This is a genomic window from Microbacterium sp. (assembly GCF_026393345.1).
In the GTDB taxonomy this organism is placed as follows: domain Bacteria; phylum Actinomycetota; class Actinomycetes; order Actinomycetales; family Microbacteriaceae; genus Microbacterium.
In genome coordinates this window covers 56,128-74,035 of the sequence record NZ_JAPLAI010000010.1, presented here as the reverse complement: position 1 = coordinate 74,035, position 17,908 = coordinate 56,128, and the positions used below count along the sequence as shown (strand labels likewise).

The following is a 17,908-nucleotide window of genomic DNA, read 5'->3' as shown; positions in this document are numbered from 1 at the left end:
GACGCAGATGTTCGAGACCGGCATCAAGGTCATCGACCTGCTGACGCCGTACGTGCTCGGCGGCAAGATCGGCCTGTTCGGCGGCGCCGGTGTCGGCAAGACCGTCCTCATCCAGGAGATGATCCAGCGCGTCGCGCAGGATCACGGTGGTGTGTCGGTGTTCGCCGGTGTCGGTGAGCGCACCCGTGAGGGCAACGACCTGATCCACGAGATGGAAGAGGCGGGCGTCTTCGAGAAGACCGCCCTCGTCTTCGGCCAGATGGACGAGCCGCCGGGAACGCGTCTTCGCGTGGCGCTGTCGGCGCTGACCATGGCGGAGTACTTCCGCGACGTGCAGAAGCAGGACGTGCTGTTGTTCATCGACAACATCTTCCGCTTCACGCAGGCCGGTTCCGAGGTCTCCACGCTGCTGGGGCGCATGCCCTCCGCCGTGGGATACCAGCCGAACCTCGCCGACGAGATGGGTGTGCTCCAGGAGCGCATCACCTCGACCCGCGGTCACTCGATCACGTCCCTGCAGGCCATCTACGTGCCCGCCGACGACTACACCGACCCCGCCCCGGCGACGACGTTCGCGCACCTCGACGCGACCACCGAGCTGTCGCGTGAGATCGCGTCGAAGGGTCTCTACCCGGCCGTCGACCCGCTGACCTCGACCAGCCGCATCCTCGACCCGCGGTACATCGGTGCCGACCACTACCGCGTGGCCACCGCCGTGAAGCAGATCCTGCAGAAGAACAAGGAACTGCAGGAGATCATCGCGATCCTCGGTGTCGACGAGCTCTCCGAAGAGGACAAGATCGTCGTGTCGCGTGCACGTCGCATCCAGCAGTTCCTCTCGCAGAACACCTACATGGCCAAGAAGTTCACCGGCGTCGAGGGCTCCACGGTCCCGATCAAGGAGACCATCGAGTCGTTCGACGCGATCGTCAAGGGTGACTTCGACCACGTCGCCGAGCAGGCGTTCTTCAACGTCGGTGGCATCGCCGACGTCGAGGCCAAGTGGGCGCAGATCCAGAAGGAGAACGGCTGACATGCCGCTCAAGGTGAGCCTGGTCTCCGCGGATGCGGAGATCTGGTCCGGCGAAGCGTCCCTCGTGATCGCCAAGACCGTCGAGGGCGAGATCGGCTTCATGGCGGGTCACGAGCCGGTGCTCGCGATCCTCGCCGAAGGCCAGGTCCGCATCACCGAGACGAGCGGGACCAAGGTCATTGCGGACGCCCGGGACGGTTTCGTCTCGGTCGAGCATGACGAGGTCACGATCGTCGCCGGCAACGCCGCGCTGGTCTCCTGACCACACCCCCTCCGCACGCCGCCCGTGATCATCACGGGCGGCGTGCGTCGTTCACTGCGTGAAAGAGTCGGATGCTGATCCTGCTGCCCCCGTCGGAGACGAAGCGTGCCGGCGGCACCGGCGCGGCGCTCGATGCCGGGGCGCTCGCCCTGCCGCGCCTACGGGCGCCGCGTGACGCGACTGTCGACGCGCTCGTCGCCCTCGCCGCCGACGAGGACGCCGCCGCACGGGTGCTGAAGCTCAGCGCACGGCAGCGCGGCGAGATCGCAACCAACGCGGCGCTCCGTCAGGCCCCGACGATGCCCGCCGTCGACCGCTACACCGGTGTGCTCTACGACGCCCTGGGTGCCGCCTCCCTCGATGCCGCGGCGCGCCGCTGGCTCGGCGCGCACGTGCTCATCCATTCGGCGCCCTTCGGCCCTATCGGGGCGCTCGACGCCATTCCCGCCTACCGGCTCGCGGCGAACACATCGCTGCCGGGGCTGCCGCCGCTTCGACGCCTCTGGGCGGCACCGGTCACCGATGCGCTGGCCGAGGCCGCCCCGTCCTTCGTCCTGGATCTGCGCTCCGAGGCGTACGCGGCGCTCGGACCGGTGCCGGGCACCGTGCCTTCCGCGTACGTCCGTGTCGTGAGCGCCTCCGCCGACGGCGCGGTGCGCGCGCTGAACCACTTCAACAAGTCGGCAAAGGGGCGCCTCGTGCGCCACCTGGCGCAGGCACGACCGCGGGTTTCGACGCCCGAGGGGCTGCGCCGGCACCTCCAGGAGGCCGGCATGCGCATCCAACCGGCGGACGGAGAGTGGATGCTGTACGCAGACGTCCACGGGTGAATGCTGGGAGAACACCGAGAGCGTCGCTAGCATGGTGTCGCGAGGGGTGCACTCGCGACCCGTGGCCGTCATGGCCCCCGACGACAGGATCTCTTGATGTTCACGTATTACGACGACGGTTCCGGGGCCGCTGGTGCCGCGGTACTGCTCTTACTGCTCATCCCCCTCTTCCTGATTCTGGGGGCCGTGTTCTACGTCATCGCCTCGTTCTTCCTGATGAAGATCTTCGAGAAGGCGGGCGTGGAGGGTAAATGGCGCGCGTGGGTGCCGGTCTACAACACCCTGGTGTTCTCCAAGCTGGGCGATGTCTCCCCGTGGGTGACGCTCGGCACCCTCGTCGGCGCCGCCGTGCTCGGTCAGATCCCGGTGATCGGCTGGCTGTTCTTCCTCCTCGAGTTCGTGGTGCTGGTCATGATCGGGTGGCGGGTCGGCCTGAAGCTCAACAAGGAGTGGTACTACCTGCTGCTGTGGATCATCGCCGGCGTCGGCACGCTCATCTGGTACGGCATCCTGGCGTTCTCCAAGGACACCTGGAACCCGGCCGTCCGTCCCGCACCCTGGGCGAACAGCTTCATCGCCGATAAGACCGTGTGGCAGGGCATCCCGTCGCAGGGCGGCGTCGTGCCCGGGTACACCGCGGCCCCGGGCTACGGCGCCCCGGCCGCTCCCGGGTATGCTCCGCCGGCAGCCCCCGGGGCCTACCCGCCGCCGCCGGCAGCCCCCGGCGCCTACCCGCCGCCGCCGAGCGGCGACGTGCCGCCCGCCCCGCCGGCACCGCCGGCGCCGCCCGCCGATCCGGACGCCCCGCGCGTCTGACCTGTGAACCACGAAGCCCCCTGCCAGGCAGGGGGCTTCGCGCTACGGGCGGTGGCCGTGGGCGTCGATCGTCTTGCGCACGCGACGCAGCAATCGGGCGAACGTCTCCTGCTCCTCCGGGGTGAGCTCGGAGACGATCAGGTCCTCGAACGCGTTGAACTCCGGTTCGGCCCGGCGAAGCACATCGGCTCCCGCGTCCGTCAGATGCAGCAGCATCCGTCGTGCGTGGTTCGGATCCTGTTCCCGGCGGATGTACCCGGCCTCGAGCAGTGGGTCGAGGGTCATAGCCATGGTCTGCGCGCGCACGAACGACCGCCGCGCCAGCTCGGAACTCGTCAGTCCGGGGAGGCTGCGCAGCACGGTCATCGCGGTGTACTGGGCGGGCGTCATGCCCGCCGAGGCGCAGGCAGCGTTGAACCGTGGGCGCAGAGCCAGCTCCAGACGCTTCACGGCGTAGGTGAAGTTGAACCTCTGCTCCATGGAGTTCCCCTGTCTGACTCCGTGCCAGGTTAGCGCGACGGTCGCGCCCGGGCGGCGAAGCGCACGGGAGCGTGGCGCTGGCCCTGTACGCATAGCGGTCAACTGGTCGCAATGCGTTTCTTAATCTCAGGGAGACTGATACTGTGCGAGCGTGCCCAGAACAACGACCGTTCATGCCCGCAACTTCGCCGGGGGCGCGTGGCTGACGCCCTCGTCGACCGACACGATCGCCGTGGAGAATCCGTTCGACCACGCGATCGTCGGCACCGCACCGGATTCCTCGGCCGCGGACGTCGACCTCGCCGTGGGCGCCGCCCGCGACGCGTTCGACCGCGGGCCGTGGGGCCGATCCACCCCGGCCGAGCGTGCCGACTGGATCGACCGCCTCGCCGACGAGCTCGAGGCCCGCGGTGACGCGACGGCCGCTCTCATCACCGACGAGATCGGCCAGCCCGCCGGCCTCGCGCGGGGGATGGGGGCCATCCGCCCGGTGCAGCACCTGCGCTTCTACGCCCGGCTCGCCCGCGAGCTCACCACCGAGGTGGAGCGTCCGAACGGCGACCGCGACGGATTCTCGATCATCCGCCGCGAGCCCGTCGGGGTCGCCGCCCTCATCGTCCCCTGGAACCATCCGCAGGCGTCCATCACCATGAAGATGGCGCCCGCGCTGGCGGCCGGCTGCACCGTGGTCATCAAGCCCGCCGCGGAGTCGCCGCTGGATGTCGCCCAGCTCATCGAGGCGGCCATCGCCATCGGCCTGCCGCCGGGCGTGATCAACGTCGTCACCGGCGGGCGCGAGACGGGCCGCGCGCTCGTCGAGCACCCCGGCGTGGACAAGATCGCGTTCACCGGATCGACGGCCGCCGGCCGCCAGATCGCCGAGGTCGCGGGACGCCGGCTGATCCCCGTCACGCTCGAACTGGGGGGCAAGTCCGCCGCGGTGGTGCTCCCGGGCGCCGACGTGGCCGCGACCCTGGCGAGCCTGCGCACCGGCTCCTTCGGCAACACCGGTCAGAACTGCGTCGCCCTCTCCCGGATCCTCGCCCCCGCCGACCTTTACGACGAGCTCCGCGACGGACTCGTCGCCCTCGCCCGCGACCTCCGGGTCGGCGATCCGAAGGATGCGGCCACCGAGGTCGGCCCGCTCGTCACCCGGACCGCCCTGGAGCGCGTCACGGGCATGGTGGAGCGTGCCCGGGCCGAGGGTGCCACCGTCCTCGCCGGCGACACCGCGCTGCCGGACACCGGCTACTTCTACGCCCCCGCGATCGTGGAGGGCGCCGATCCCGACAGCGAGCTGGCCCAGAACGAGATCTTCGGGCCGGTCATCTCGCTCCACCCCTACGCCGACGTCGACGACGCCGTCCGGATCGCCAACGCGACCTCGTATGGGCTCGGGGGTGCCGTGTTCGGCGCCGATGACGACGAGGTGCTGCGCGTCGCGCGGCGCGTGCGCACCGGCTCCATCGGGCTGCAAGGGTACCGCCCCGACATCAACCTGCCGTTCGGCGGCGTTCGCGCCTCCGGCCTCGGTCGCGAGCTCGGCCCCGAGGCCGTGTCGAGCTACCTCGTGTCGAAGTCCATCTTCATCTGATCCCCGTCCACCGCGGCGCCGCCGCATCCGGGTCCGTCATCGTCGACGACCCGTCGCTTCAAGGAGGAACCATGCCCATCCGCTCCCGCGCCGCCGTCATCCGCGAACAGAACGGCGTCTTCGATGTGCTCGATGTCGAGGTGGAGGATCCGCGGCAGGATGAGATCCGGGTCAAGATGGTCGCCGCGGGCATGTGCCACTCCGACCTCCACCTCGTCACCGGCGACAGCGCGCTGCCGCACCTCCCCATGATCGCGGGGCACGAGGGCACCGGCATCGTGGAGGCGGTCGGGCCGAACACCATCGGCTGGGAGGTGGGCGACAAGGTCGTCTTCTCCTGGATCCCCACCTGTGGCGAGTGCCGCTGGTGCAACTCCGGCATGTCGAACCTCTGCACCTACGGTCGCTACATCCTGCTGGGTGCCCGCTTCGACGACGAGAGCTTCCGCTTCACCCTCGAGGACGGCTCGCAGGCCGGTCAGATGTGCGCCCTGGGCACCTTCTCCGAGTACACGCTGGTCTCCACGAAATCGGCCATCAAGCTCCCGGCGGATGCGGACCTCGACACGCTCTGGCTGCTGGGCTGCGGTGTCGGCACCGGGTGGGGCTCCGCGGTGTATGCCGCAGAGACACAGCCCGGAGACGTCGTCATCGTCATGGGTGTCGGCGGGATCGGGATCAACGCGGTGCAGGGCGCCAAGCACGCCGGTGCGACCTCGATCCTCGCGGTCGACCCGATCGAGTTCAAGCGCGAGATGGCACTGCAGATGGGGGCCACGCACGCGTTCGCGACCATGACCGAGGCGGCGGAGTTCGCGCTCACGCTCACCGATTGGCAGGGCGCCGACCGCGCGATCGTCACGGTCGGCGTGGTCTCCGGGTCGCATGTCGCGGAAGCGGTGAAAGCCATCCGCAAGGGCGGGGTGGCGGTCCTCACCGGGATCGCTCCCGACAGCGAGGACAGCATCCCGATCTCGCCGCTGGAGTTCACCCGCTACCAGAAGCGGATCCAGGGCACCATCTACGGTCACGCGAACCCGCGGGCCGACATCCCGCGGCAGATGCGGATGTACCAGGCCGGGCAGCTGAAGCTCGACGAGCTCATCACCACGACCTACACCCTCGACGACATCAATCAGGGGTACCAAGACCTCCTGGACGGCAAGAACATCCGCGGCCGGATCCTGTTCCACTGATCCGCCGGCACGAAGGCATGACACCGCCCTCTATTTCAGGTAAACTGATAACGAGGGCAGTGACGCCTTCCCTTTCATCATCATTCCGCGACGAAGCGAAACGAGGATCAGCGTGACCGTGAGCGCCCCCGACAAACTCTCCATCCCGATCACCGACCTGCCGTCGATCGCCGGGCGGTCCTTCGGGCCCTCCTCCTGGCGGGAGATCACGCAGGAGGAGGTCGACCTCTACGCGCGGGTATCCGGGGACGACAACCCGATCCACATCGACGAGGAGTTCGCTGCGGCGACGCCGTTCGGCACCCGCATCGCGCACGGCCTGCTCACCCTGAGCCTGGTCGTCCCGCACATCCGCGAGATCTTCGAGGTGACCGGGTCGAGCATGGGCATCAACTACGGCCTGAACCGGGTGCGCTTCCCCTCACCCGTGCCGGCTGGCTCCCGCATCCGGGTGACTGGTGAGATCGTCGAGGTGACCGAGGTGTCGGGCGGGTACCAGGTCGTCCAGTCGGTCGTGTTCGAGCGCGAAGGCTCCGAGAAGCCCGCGTGCGTCGCCGAGTTCGTGCTGAGGTACTACCTGTGAGCGCCGAGCGCGGGATCCGCCTCGACGGCAAGGTCGCCGTCGTCACCGGCGCGGGGCGCAGCCTCGGCCGTGCCTACGCCATCGCCCTGGCAGCGGCCGGCGCCGCCGTGGTCGTCAACGACGTGGACGCCGAGAGCGCGAACGGCACCGTCGCCGAGATCGAGTCCGCCGGCGGCCGCGCCGTCGCGGTCATCGCCCCCGTCGGGCCCACCGAGACCGCCGATCGGCTCGTTGCCGCGGCGATCGAGAACTTCGGTCGCATCGACGTGATGGTCGCCAACGCCGGGGTCCTCCGTGACCGCGTGGTCTGGAAGATGTCCGACGACGACTTCGACCTCGTCATCGAGACCCACCTCCGCGGGTCCTTCACCTGCGCCCGCGCGGCGGCCGTCGCCATGCGCACGCAGGAGCAGGGCGGCCGGATCGTCCTCATCGGTTCGCCCGCCGGCCAGTTCGGCAGCTTCGGTCAGACCAACTACGCGACCGCGAAGGCGGGCCTCGTGGCCATGGCACGCACGCTCGCGCTGGAGCTTGCCCGCGCGCACGTGACCGCCAACGCCGTCATCCCCACCGCACTGTCGCCCATGACCGCGACCATCCCCGCCTACACCGAGGTGTACGAGGACTACGTCGCCGGCAAGGGCATTCCGGAGGAATACCGTCGCGACCACGCTCTCGGTTCGCCGGAGGACGTCGCAGCCCTCATCGTGTGGCTCGCCTCCGACGCGTCCGCGGACGTCACGGGTCAGGCGATCGGCATCGGCGGCGACCGGCTCACGCTGTACTCCCACCCGGCCGTGCTCGAAACGCGGGACTCCGCCGGCGGATGGACGCCGGACGGGATCGACGCCGTGTGGCACGACGACCTGGCCGCGAGCGCACAGCACTCCGGCCCACCGGCAAAGGACTGACCCGTGCAGGGTCACTACTCCGACGTCTGGCAGGCGGTTGCGAGAGCGCTCCCGGAGCGGCTCGCGATCCGAACCATCGACGGGCGGGAATGGTCATATTCTCGGTTCGCCCGGGAGGCCGGCGCGCTCGCCGCGTATCTCACCCGGCACGGGGTCGAGCGCGGCGACCGCGTCGCGATGCTGCTCTACAACACCCCGGAGCTGCTCGTCACCTTCTTCGCCTGCCTCGCCACCGGGGTCACGCCGGTGCCGCTGAACTACCGGCTGCGGCCGGGGGAGATCGCCGCGCTCCTCGACGACTCGCAGTCCCGCGTGCTCGTCTACCCGGGCTCCCTCGAGGACGTGGCCGTCGCCGCGGTCGCGCAGTCCGACCACGACGTGGTGCTGGTGCGCACCGACGACACCGACGAGCCCGACGGCCCCGGCTCGCGCTGGGCGGACGTGGTGGCCGACGACGTGCCGCTGCCCGCGCACGCCCCCGACGGCGGCGAGCTCTGGATCTACACCGGCGGGACGACCGGTCGCCCGAAAGCCGTGCGGTGGAGTGCGCCCGACATGTTCGAGGTGCAGATGTTCGCCACCTACGAACTCGGCGGCCTCCCGACCCCGACGACCATGGACGAAGCCGTCGCCATCGCGAGCGACCCGGACACCTCGCCCATGGTGAATCTGCCGCTCGCACCTCTCATGCACGGCACGGCGCTGACCACCTCGATGAACACGCTCGCCGTCGGCGGCACCGTGGCGCTCATGTGCTCGCCCCGGCTGGACGCCGAGCGGGCGGTCGCTTTCGCCAACGAGGCCCGCGCCACGCGCATCATCGTCGCGGGCGACGCGGTCGCCATCCCGATCGCGGATGCGGCCGAGCGGCTGGGCGTCCGGCTGGAGACCGTCACCAGCGTGATGAGCTCGGGCATGCGGTTCAGCGCGGAGAGCAAGCGGCGGCTGCACGAGCTGGCGGATCTGCGCATTTACGACATGCTCGCCTCGACCGAGGGCGGCGGATTCGCGGTGACCATCACCACCGGCATCGACGACCTCCCGGGACGGCCCAAGCTGTTCCCCACCGCCGTTGTCTTCGACGCCGACTTCACCGAGATCCAGGATCAGGTGGGGGCCCTCGGCGTGCTGGGACAGCGCGGCGCGCTCCCGCTCGGCTACCACGCCGACGCCGCGAAGACGGACGCCACCTTCCCGGTGATCAATGGGGTGCGCCACGTCGTGCCGGGGGACTGGGTGCGGGTCCAGGAGGACCGCTACATCGAGTTCCTCGGCCGCGGCAGCGGCGTCATCAACACCGGCGGGGAGAAGGTCTACCCGCTCGAGGTGGAAGAGGCCCTCCTTGCTCACCACGGCGTCGCCGACGCCGTGGTGATCGGCGTGCCCGACCCCCGGTTCGGTGAGATCGTCACCGCGGTCGTCGAGCCCGCCGACGCCCGCACGACCGCCGAGGAGCTGATCTCCCACGTGGGGGAGCTGCTGGCCGGATACAAGAAGCCCCGCCACATCCTGTTCCGCGCCTCGCTGGAACGCACGCCCACCGGGAAGGTGGACATGGCGGCGCTGCGCGGCGAAGTCCAGCAGGACCGAGAGGAAGAGCACGCATGACCGACGCACTCGCCGCCGTGAAGGCGATCGACACGCACGTGCACATCCAGGTCGATGATTCCGGCCACCACGGGGCGTCCCAGGAACAGCGGGAGGCCATGGACCGCTACTTCGGTGCCTCCGAGCCGACCCGCACGGTCGACGAGACCGCGGAGTACTACCGGGAGCGCGACCTCATGGCGGTCGTCTTCACGGTAGACGCCACGACCAACACGGGTCACCGGCCCAACAGCATCGACGACATCGTCAGCGGCGCCCGGCGCCACCCCGACACGCTCATCGCGTTCGGCTCGGTCGACCCGTTGCAGGGGGAAGCCGCGGTCGACGAGGTGCGACGCCAGGCCGACGACCTCGGCGTGAAGGGGTTCAAGTTCCACCCGACGGTGCAGGGCTTCGACCCCTCCGACCCGGCCTACACGCCGATCTTCGCCGAGATCGAGCAGCGGAGCCTGCCCATCGTGGTGCACACCGGGCAGACCGGCGTGGGCGCGGGGATGCCGGGCGGTGGCGGATACCGGTTGTCCCTGTCGAACCCGATGCTCCTCGACGACGTCGCGGCGCGGCATCCTGGGCTCGACGTCATCCTCGCCCATCCCAGCGTCCCCTGGCAGGACGAAGCGATCTCGATCGCCACCCACAAGGTGAACGTGTACATCGACCTCTCCGGCTGGTCGCCGAAGTACTTCTCGCCGAACCTGGTGCGCGCCACCCGGACCTACCTCTCGCACAAGATGCTGTTCGGGTCGGACTTCCCGGCGCTCACGCCCGACCGCTGGCTGCGCGACTTCGCGGCGCTCGAGCTCGGCGAGGACGTCGAGCGGCGTGTGCTCAAGGAGAACGCGGTGCGGCTGCTCAAGCTCGGAGACGAAGCGTGAGCGACCTCGACTATCCGGGCGACCTCCTCGGGTTCGCCTCGGACCTCACCGATGCCGAACGGTCGAAGCTCGCCGAGCTGCGCCATCACCTCGACACGCACGTGCGGCCGCTGATCGTGGACCGCTGGGAGCGCGCCGAGACGCTGGCGGACATCCGCCGCCCGCTCGCCGAGCTGCACCTGCTGGACGATCCGTCGGTGTGCGACGCCGAGGGGGCGCTCCGGCCGATCTACCGCGGCTTCATCACCCTGGAGCTCGCCCGGCTCGACCTGGCCGTGTCCATCGTCTACGGGGGACAGGTGGGGATGTTCCGCCGCGTCATCCACGCCGGCGGCAGCCCGGAGCAGGTCGCGGCCTGGGATCCCGGCATCCTGGACTTCTCCTTCACCGGATGCCTCGCGCTCAACGAGCCCGACCACGGTTCGGACATCGCCGGCGGTCTGTCGACCACGGCGCGCCGCGTCGGCGACCACTGGGTGCTGGACGGGGCGAAGCGGTGGATCGGCAACGCGACCATCTCCGACAACATCGTCGTCATCGCACGGGAGCTGGACGGCCCGCGGGTCCTCGCGTTCGTCGTCGCAGCCGACAGCGTGGGCCTCGGCCGCAGCGTGATCGAGCACAAGGCGGTGGCCCGGATGGTCCACAATGCCGACATCGTGCTCGACGGCGTCGTGGTGCCGGAGGAGCGCCGACTGCCGCGCATCGAGAGCTTCGCGGACATGACGCGGGTGTTCCGCCCCCTCCGCGCCGACATCGCGTGGAGCTCGGCGGGTATGCAGCTGGGCGCCTACGCCGCCGCGCACGCGTACACGACGCAGCGTGTGCAGTTCGGCCGCCCGATCGCTGGGTTCCAGCTGATCCAGGACAAGCTCGTGCGCATCGTCGCCAACATCGCGCAGACGCTCGCGCTCGCGGTGCGCACCACGACGCATCCCATCCAGGACGACGTCTCGCCCAGCCTCATCAAAATCGTCGCCGCCGACCGCCTGCGGGAGAGCGTGGCACTGGCGCGCGAGTCCCTCGGCGGCAACGGCGTGCTGCTCGACCACGACGTCGTGCGCTTCTTCGCAGATGCGGAGGCGATGTACACCTTTGAAGGCATCCGGGAGATGAACACCCTGATCGTGGGGCGTGCGCTCACCGGTCTCAGCGCCTTCGTGCGGTGATCGGGGTTCGGATCTGATCCGAACTCTTGCCGCCAGTCTCAGTGGGTCGACGGCGTCGACGACGACGTGCTGGCGCTCATCGATGCGGCATTCCGGGGCCTCGGCGCCGTCTTCGCCGAGCGCGCGCCCGGCGGTCGGTCGTGACCGTGTCGCCGCGGGGCGGCCGGCCATGATGTCGCCCCGCCGCATCCTGGTCGAGGGCGGGGGAGGCTCCGGGGTCCCGCTGGCGGTCCGGCTCGCCGAGGCCGGGCACGAGGTCGATCTCATCGAGGCCGGCCCCGACCCCGCGTTCATCACCGACCCGTCGCTGCGCGATGCCCTGCGCGACGCCCGGACGGTGCGGGCGAGCCTCCCGGACGGCTCGCTCGCCTGGACCTACGATGCGTGGCTGCGCGAGGACCGGCCGTGGCGGGTCGCGCGCGGTCGCCTTCTGGGCGGCAGCACAGCCGTGAACGGCGCATACTTTCAGCGACCGGCGCGTGGCGACTTCGCGCGGTGGGAGACCGACGGCGGCGCCGAGTGGGGGTACTCGGCATGTCTGCCGGCGCTTCGACGCCTCGAACACGACCGGGACTTTCCCGGCTCCCCGATCCACGGCGGGTCGGGGCCGGTGCCGGTGGAGCGGACAGGCCGCGGCGAGCCGCTCACCGAGGCCTTCCTCGCCGGTGCGGGCGCGGACGGTGCGACCCTCCGCGCCGACAAGAACGACGGCGCGGACGAGGGCGTGGGGCTGCTGCCGCGGAACGCGCTCGCCGCCGAGCGGTGGGGGATGTGGCGGGCCTACGGGGCGGCGGGACCGCTGCCGCGCCTGCGCGTCCATGCCGACGCGCTCGCCGCCCGCGTCCTCATCGTCCGTGGTGCGGCCGCGGGGGTCGAGGTGCAGCGCGCCGACGGCACCCGGGTCGTGCTCGACGGTGACGAGGTCGTGCTCTGTGCGGGCGCGATCGAGACGCCCCGCCTGCTCTTCGCCTCAGGCATCGGCGATCCCGACACCCTCCGCTCCCGCGGCGTTCCCGTGCATGCGGCCGCGCCGCACGTGGGGGCGGGGCTCGCCGACCACCCCGCTGTCGACATCGGCTGGCGCGCACGCCCCGGCATGGTCGCCGCCGATCCTGTCGCCGCGTGGACCGCGGCCTGGAACGCCATGCTGCCCGGGGGCGAGGCCGTGGAACTCCTCCTCGCCATCGCACCGACCACCTCGATCGTCGGAGCGCCGGCGTCCGCGGGCGACGCGCTGGACCTCCGGGTGACCCTGGCGACACCGCGCTCCCGCGGAGCGGTCGAGCTCGGCGGCCGGCCGGCGCTGCGCTACCGCTACCTCGACGATGCCGCGGATGCGGCGGCGCTCGCCGCCGGGGTCGATCTCGCGGCGCGGCTGCTGCGAGGTCCCGCGTTCCGGGGGATCGTGGCCGACGTCGACGACCCGCCCGCCGCACCGGGGGCCCGGGAGGACTGGGTGCGGGAACGGCTCGGGACGTCGCTCCACTCCTGCGGCACTGCGCGCATGGGGCCGCCCGGCCGCGGCGTGGTGGATCCGCACGGCCGCGTCCACGGCGTGGCGGGGCTCCGTGTCGCCGACGCATCGATCCTGCCCACCGTCCCGTCACGGGGCACCGCGCTGACCGCCGTGATGATCGGGGAACGGATGGCGGAGCTCATCGCGGCAGAGGCGGACTCAGCGGGCTGAGGCGGAACCGGTCGGGGCGTCGGTGTCGCTACCCAGGACGGCGTCGACGAAGGCGCGGAGGTCGTCGGCGAACAGCCGCGGTTCCTCCCACGGTCCGAAATGACCGCCCCGCGGCATCACGGCGTAGTGCCGCACGTCGAAGAACCGCTCCGCGTAGACGCGGGGCGCGAGCGCGATGTCGCGCGGGAACAGGGTGAACCCGGTGGGGACCGTCACCCGGTCGGTGTGCGTCGATGGGTGCAGCGCCGCATCCCGGTAGTGCCGGACCGAGGAGGGGCCGGTGCCGGTCGCCCAGGCGATCGTCAGCAGGTCCAGCACCTCGTCACGGGTGAACCCGCCCCAGGGGCCGTCGCCGTCGCTCCAGCTGCGCAGCTTCTCCACGAACCATGCCGCGAGCGCGACGGGCGAGTCCGCCAGGGCATAGGCGAGGGTCTGCGGCTTGGTGCGATGAAGCATGGCGTACGCCCCTTCCGCCGCGAACCAGGTCGCCATCTGATCGGCGTACGCCTTCTCGTCGGGGGCCAGCTCGGCACCGGCGAGCTGATACCGGTGCCACGCCGGCACATCCCCCAGGTGCAGGGCGAGCACCCGGTCCGGGTGCCGGGCGGCGAGGGACTCGGCGATCGTCGAGCCGACGTCCGCGCCGTGCACCACGAACGACGCCATCCCCAGTTCGTCCGCCACGCCGGCGAGGGCGTCCGCGATCCGATCGGGCCCCCACCCGGGGTTCGCCGGGCCGGGGGAGAACCCGAACCCCGGGAGCGACGGGACGACCAGGTCGAACCGGTCCCCGAGCAGCGGCAGCACCTTCTCGAACCGGATGAACGCGTCCGGCCAGCCGTGCAGCAGGAAGAGCGGCGTGGTGCCGGGGGTCCCGGCGCGCAGCACGTGCAGCCGCTCCCCGTCGACGTCGACGAGGATCTGCGGGTGGGCGTTGAGCCGACGCTGCGTGGCGGACCAGTCGTACCCGGTGCGCCAGTGATCGGCGAGCTCCCGGAGTGCGCCCGGCGGCGTGCCCCACGACCAGTCCGTCGTGACGGCATCCGGCCAGCGCGTACGTGCCACTCGGTCATGAAGATCGGCGATCAGGGCGTCATCGACATCGATGAAGAATCGTTCCACGCCGTCAGCGTAGGGGCAGCGGGCGAGGCACCGCTGCCCTCGCACTAGGATGTGAGGACGTCGCGCCGGTCGCGACGGCGACGTTGCAGCCCATCTGGAAGGACACTCAGTGCCCGACACGACGACGCGCGCCCACGATGTGGCCCTGCCGTCCGGTGCACTCGAACTGCGCTGGGCCGCCGCCACGGATGTGGGTCGGCGCCGCGAGGTGAACCAGGATGCGGTTCTGGCCGCCTACCCGCTCTTCGTCGTCGCGGACGGCATGGGCGGTCACATCGGCGGCGAGATCGCCAGCGCCAGCACGGTGACGCGGCTCGAGGCCGTGGTTGACGGCGGCTCCGTCACCCCCAAGACCATCGAGAAGGCGCTGTCCCGCGCCGTCAAAGACATCGCCGCGCATCCCGAGGCGACCGACGACGGCACCGGAACCACGGTCACCGGGGTCTTCCTCGACCTCACCGGGCCCGAGCCGCACTGGGTCACGCTGAACATCGGCGACTCCCGTGTCTATCTGCTTCGCGATGACACGCTCGTGCAGATCACGACCGATCACTCCGTGGTTCAGGAACTCGTCGCCGCCGGCCGGCTCAGCCCGGAAGAGGCCGAGAATCACCCGTACGGCAACGTCATCACCCGCGCGGTCGGGCCCAGCGAGAGCGTCCGCCCGGACTACGTGCGACTTGACGTCGTCGACGGCGACCGGTTCGTGGTGTGCTCCGACGGGCTCACCAAGGAACTCACCGACTACGGCATTCAGCACTTCCTGCGCGAGCACGCCGACCCGGCGGAGGCCGTCGAGGCGATGCTGGATGCGGCCCTCGAGAACGGCGGCCGCGACAACGTCACGGTCATCGTGCTCGACGTCGCGCTCGCGCACTGACACCGTTCCTCCCCAGGCGCTGATCCGCGCGCGGTCGTCCACGCGTTGTGCGGGAGGCCGCCGCCGCCCGCGATGACGGGCTGGGCTGGGACGCATGGGCCCCGCACCGACGTTCTCGCTTCCGCCGTCCGCCCCGTCTCCGATCCGGAACGGGCTCCCGATCCTCGCGCTCCTCGTGCCGGCCGTCGGCGCCGTGATGATGTGGATGCTGACCGGCTCCGCGTTCGCGCTGTGGTTCGCCGCGCTCGGACCGGTCATGGCCGGGGCGTCCCTGCTCGACACGCGGCGCGCAGCGCACCGCGCACACCGCCGGGGTGCGGCGGAGCGGTCGCGGGCGCAGGTCGCCGTGCGGGACGACGTACGCCGCGCACACGACGTGGAGCGGGAAGAGCTCCGCGCCCGCCACCCCGATCTCGCCGGCTTCGCCCTGGCGCCCGGTGAGATCTGGCGGCCGGTCCCCGGCCGGGCAGGGGCGCTCGTGGTGGGACGCGGCGCCGCGACCAGCGCGGTCAGGATCAGCGGCGACGACCCGGACGCCGCGGCCCTCCGAGACCTCGCGGCGACGCTGCCGGATGCGCCGATCGTGGTCCCCGCATCCGCCGGCATCGCCGTCGTCGGACCCTCGCCGTTGGCAGACGGCGTCGCGCGTGGCCTCGTGCTGCAGGCGCTGTGCCAGCATCCCGTCGGAACGCTCACGCTCACCCCGCCGCCCGGGAGCTGGGCGGCCGACGTGCCGCACCGGGCGCCCGCGCCCCGGCGGCTCGTGACCGCTGCACCGATCGAGCCCGACGCGCTCGCCGTCGTGGTCGTCCCGCCCGGGGTGCTGCCGCCGCCCGAATGCGCCGCGGTGCTCACGGTCGCGGGCCTCGACGAGGCGCTGCTCGACCACGACGGCCGCATCAGCGCCGTGCGGGTCGAGGCGGTGTCGGTCTCGCAGGCGCGGGCGATGGCCCTCCTGCTCTCCGATCGCGCGGCGGCCGCCTCCGTGGGCAGGCTGCTGCCCGAGCGCGTTGCGTTCGCCGACCTGCCACGACCGCCGCGACAGGGGCTGGCGGTGACCCTGGGCGCGACGACCGGCGGCCCGTTCCTGCTCGATCTCGTCTCCGACGGACCGCACGCGGTGGTCGCCGGCATCACCGGTGCGGGCAAGAGCGAACTGCTCACCACCTGGGTGACGGCGATGGCCGCCGGCCGCAGCACCGACGAGGTCACGTTCCTCCTCGCCGACTTCAAAGGGGGGACGGCGTTCGACCGGCTGGCGGGACTGCCGCACGTCACCGGCGTCGTCACCGACCTGGACGACCGGGGAGCGCGGCGGGCGATCGAGTCGTTGCGCGCCGAGATCAGGTACCGCGAGGCGACGCTCGCCGCCCGCGGCGCACGGGACGTCTCCGATCCGGCGGCTGGGCTGCCCCGGCTCGTCATCGTCGTCGACGAGTTCGCGGCCCTGCTGCAGCATGCCCCCGAGCTGGCCGCCGTGTTCACGGATGTCGCCGCGCGAGGGCGGGCGCTGGGGATGCACCTGATCCTCGGCACGCAGCGGGCGACCGGCGTCGTGCGGGAGGCGCTGCTCACGAACTGTCCGCTGCGGCTCAGCCTGCGGGTCACGGACGCGGCCGACAGTCGCTTCCTGCTCGGTGGGGACGAGGCGGCGACCGAGCCGGAACGCGGCGTCGCCCACATCCGCACGGCGGATGCGATGCGCGCGACGCGGGTGCGGGTGGCGCTGACGTCGGACGCCGACATCGCCGCGATCCGCGCGGACGCCGTGGGCCACCCGGCACGCTCGCCGTGGCTGCCGCCGCTACCCGACCACCTGCCGGTGGCGGCGCTCGCCGGGCAGGCAGAGGAGCTCGTCCTGGGGCTCGCCGACGAGCCCGCCGCGCAGCGGCAGTCGCCGGTGCTCCTCCCCGCGCGTGACGGCGGTCTCGCGGTCATCGGGGGTCCCGGATCGGGACGGTCCGGCCTGCTGCGGGCACTCGCCGCGCAGGACCCCGGGGCGATGCTCCTGCCGAGCGAACCGGAGCCCGCATGGGATCTGCTGGCGGCCGCCGAGCAGCGTCCCCCCGCCGACGGCGCGCTGCTGGTGTGCGACGACCTGGATGTGCTGCTGACGCGGTACCCGCCGGACTACGCCGCCGCCCTCGTCGAGCGGCTCACCCACCTGGTACGTGCCGGCGGCCTCCGCCCCGTAGTCAGCGTCGGGCGGGTCGCGGGGGCGGCGGCGCGCATCGTGGACCTGTGCGGGCGGCGCGCCCTGTTGCGGCTGCCGACCCGGCTCGACCATGTCGCCGCCGGTGGCGACGCCGCGGCGCACGATCCGCATGCTCCCCGTGGGCGCGGCAGCATCGACGGGGTCACGGTGCAGTTCCTCGACGCGCCGCCCGTCCCGAGCCCGACGGCGCTGCCGGTCGCCGGGTGGCGCCCGGTGCCGGGCGTGAGCGCACTCGTGCTCGCCGGGGCGTCCCGCGCGGCGGCCGTGCGAGCGGCCCTCGCGGCGCAGGGCGTATCGGTCGCGGCCCCGCACGAATCCGACGCAGCACCGGGCGAGACGCGGGTGATCCTGGGGGATGCGGACCAGTGGCAGCGGGCCTGGCAGGTGCTCGCCACCGTCCGCCTGCGCGGTGAACTCGTCATAGACGCGGGCTGCGGGCCGGACTACCGGCTCCTCACCGGTGACCGGACGCTGCCGCCGTACTGTGAGCCCGGGCGCGGCCGGGCCTGGCTGCTCGACGGGGTCGGGCAGGTGCGCCGGGTGCTGCTGCCCGGCGCCGAGGTGCGCGGCGAGCGGCGGCGCGGGTGAGGCGGCGATACCAGAGATCCCGCGCTCATCCCGTGCGCAGGCGGAACGGGCAGGATGGA

Annotated in this window: 16 protein-coding genes; 14 read left to right on the top strand and 2 right to left on the bottom strand. The window is 71.7% G+C overall.

Annotated features, from left to right (window positions below; genetic code table 11):
• The 4 genes from atpD to NT132_RS01330 form a co-directional block, all read left to right on the top strand.
• Positions 1-1,033 (top strand): F0F1 ATP synthase subunit beta (gene atpD / locus NT132_RS01345; protein WP_297783666.1); only part of this gene is annotated, 1,033 nt, incomplete at its 5' end.
• Position 1,034: 1 nt separating this feature from the next.
• Positions 1,035-1,295 (top strand): F0F1 ATP synthase subunit epsilon, encoded by a 261-nt coding sequence (locus NT132_RS01340; protein WP_297783663.1) that lies wholly within the window; start codon positions 1,035-1,037, stop codon positions 1,293-1,295.
• Between the two features lie 71 nt (positions 1,296-1,366).
• Positions 1,367-2,125, top strand: a complete 759-nt coding sequence (gene yaaA, locus NT132_RS01335) for a peroxide stress protein YaaA (RefSeq protein ID WP_297783660.1) — start codon at positions 1,367-1,369, stop codon at positions 2,123-2,125.
• A gap of 96 nt (positions 2,126-2,221) precedes the next feature.
• Positions 2,222-2,941: a large exoprotein gene (locus tag NT132_RS01330; RefSeq protein ID WP_297783656.1), complete on the top strand. Its 720-nt coding sequence runs from the start codon at positions 2,222-2,224 to the stop codon at positions 2,939-2,941.
• 42 nt (positions 2,942-2,983) lie between these two features.
• Here NT132_RS01330 and NT132_RS01325 read toward each other — a convergent pair whose 3' ends face one another.
• A complete protein-coding gene (locus NT132_RS01325; protein ID WP_297783653.1) occupies positions 2,984-3,421 on the bottom strand; it encodes a MarR family transcriptional regulator in 438 nt (145 codons plus the stop codon).
• 151 nt (positions 3,422-3,572) lie between these two features.
• Between NT132_RS01325 and NT132_RS01320 the strand changes: the two genes are divergently transcribed.
• From NT132_RS01320 to NT132_RS01285, 8 genes are all read left to right on the top strand, one after another.
• Positions 3,573-5,015, top strand: a complete 1,443-nt coding sequence (locus NT132_RS01320) for an aldehyde dehydrogenase (protein WP_297783650.1) — start codon at positions 3,573-3,575, stop codon at positions 5,013-5,015.
• 71 nt (positions 5,016-5,086) lie between these two features.
• Positions 5,087-6,211 carry an NDMA-dependent alcohol dehydrogenase gene (locus tag NT132_RS01315; protein ID WP_297783646.1) on the top strand — a complete coding sequence of 375 codons (1,125 nt, stop codon included), beginning with the start codon at positions 5,087-5,089 and terminating at the stop codon, positions 6,209-6,211.
• Positions 6,212-6,329: 118 nt separating this feature from the next.
• Positions 6,330-6,794 carry a MaoC family dehydratase gene (locus NT132_RS01310; RefSeq protein WP_297783643.1) on the top strand — a complete coding sequence of 155 codons (465 nt, stop codon included), beginning with the start codon at positions 6,330-6,332 and terminating at the stop codon, positions 6,792-6,794.
• 14 nt (positions 6,795-6,808) lie between these two features.
• Positions 6,809-7,705, top strand: a complete 897-nt coding sequence (locus NT132_RS01305) for an SDR family NAD(P)-dependent oxidoreductase (RefSeq protein ID WP_297783668.1) — start codon at positions 6,809-6,811, stop codon at positions 7,703-7,705.
• Positions 7,706-7,708: 3 nt separating this feature from the next.
• Positions 7,709-9,313 carry an AMP-binding protein gene (locus NT132_RS01300; RefSeq protein WP_297783640.1) on the top strand — a complete coding sequence of 535 codons (1,605 nt, stop codon included), beginning with the start codon at positions 7,709-7,711 and terminating at the stop codon, positions 9,311-9,313.
• The gene (locus NT132_RS01295) at positions 9,310-10,188 is read left to right on the top strand and encodes an amidohydrolase family protein (RefSeq protein ID WP_297783637.1); all 879 of its coding nucleotides are present in this window, start codon (positions 9,310-9,312) and stop codon (positions 10,186-10,188) included. Before NT132_RS01300 ends, NT132_RS01295 begins: the two co-directional genes overlap by 4 nt.
• Entirely contained in the window at positions 10,185-11,357 is a 1,173-nt protein-coding gene (locus NT132_RS01290) for an acyl-CoA dehydrogenase family protein (protein WP_297783634.1), read from the top strand. Before NT132_RS01295 ends, NT132_RS01290 begins: the two co-directional genes overlap by 4 nt.
• Positions 11,358-11,526: 169 nt before the next feature.
• Positions 11,527-13,044 (top strand): GMC family oxidoreductase N-terminal domain-containing protein, encoded by a 1,518-nt coding sequence (locus tag NT132_RS01285; RefSeq protein WP_297783631.1) that lies wholly within the window; start codon positions 11,527-11,529, stop codon positions 13,042-13,044.
• Here the strand turns inward: NT132_RS01285 and NT132_RS01280 are convergent.
• Positions 13,033-14,166, bottom strand: coding sequence for an epoxide hydrolase family protein (locus tag NT132_RS01280; RefSeq protein WP_297783629.1), 1,134 nt, complete (start codon positions 14,164-14,166; stop codon positions 13,033-13,035). The genes NT132_RS01285 and NT132_RS01280 overlap by 12 nt on opposite strands.
• 109 nt (positions 14,167-14,275) lie before the next feature.
• Here NT132_RS01280 and NT132_RS01275 point away from each other — a divergent pair, with 109 nt between their 5' ends.
• A complete protein-coding gene (locus tag NT132_RS01275) occupies positions 14,276-15,046 on the top strand; it encodes a protein phosphatase 2C domain-containing protein (RefSeq protein WP_297783626.1) in 771 nt (256 codons plus the stop codon).
• Between the two features lie 94 nt (positions 15,047-15,140).
• Positions 15,141-17,849 carry an FtsK/SpoIIIE domain-containing protein gene (locus NT132_RS01270; RefSeq protein ID WP_297783623.1) on the top strand — a complete coding sequence of 903 codons (2,709 nt, stop codon included), beginning with the start codon at positions 15,141-15,143 and terminating at the stop codon, positions 17,847-17,849.
• Positions 17,850-17,908: the final 59 nt, after the last annotated feature.

What these genes read in the sequence shown, in the direction of transcription:
- NT132_RS01340 (WP_297783663.1), top strand. Translation starts at nt 1,035, where the DNA reads ATGCCGCTCAAGGTGAGCCTGGTCTCCGCGGATGCGGAGATCTGGTCC.
- yaaA (WP_297783660.1), top strand. Translation starts at nt 1,367, where the DNA reads ATGCTGATCCTGCTGCCCCCGTCGGAGACGAAGCGTGCCGGCGGCACC.
- NT132_RS01330 (WP_297783656.1), top strand. Translation starts at nt 2,222, where the DNA reads ATGTTCACGTATTACGACGACGGTTCCGGGGCCGCTGGTGCCGCGGTA.
- NT132_RS01325 (WP_297783653.1), bottom strand. Translation starts at nt 3,421, where the DNA reads ATGGAGCAGAGGTTCAACTTCACCTACGCCGTGAAGCGTCTGGAGCTG.
- NT132_RS01315 (WP_297783646.1), top strand. Translation starts at nt 5,087, where the DNA reads ATGCCCATCCGCTCCCGCGCCGCCGTCATCCGCGAACAGAACGGCGTC.
- NT132_RS01295 (WP_297783637.1), top strand. Translation starts at nt 9,310, where the DNA reads ATGACCGACGCACTCGCCGCCGTGAAGGCGATCGACACGCACGTGCAC.
- NT132_RS01285 (WP_297783631.1), top strand. Translation starts at nt 11,527, where the DNA reads ATGATGTCGCCCCGCCGCATCCTGGTCGAGGGCGGGGGAGGCTCCGGG.
- NT132_RS01270 (WP_297783623.1), top strand. Translation starts at nt 15,141, where the DNA reads ATGGGCCCCGCACCGACGTTCTCGCTTCCGCCGTCCGCCCCGTCTCCG.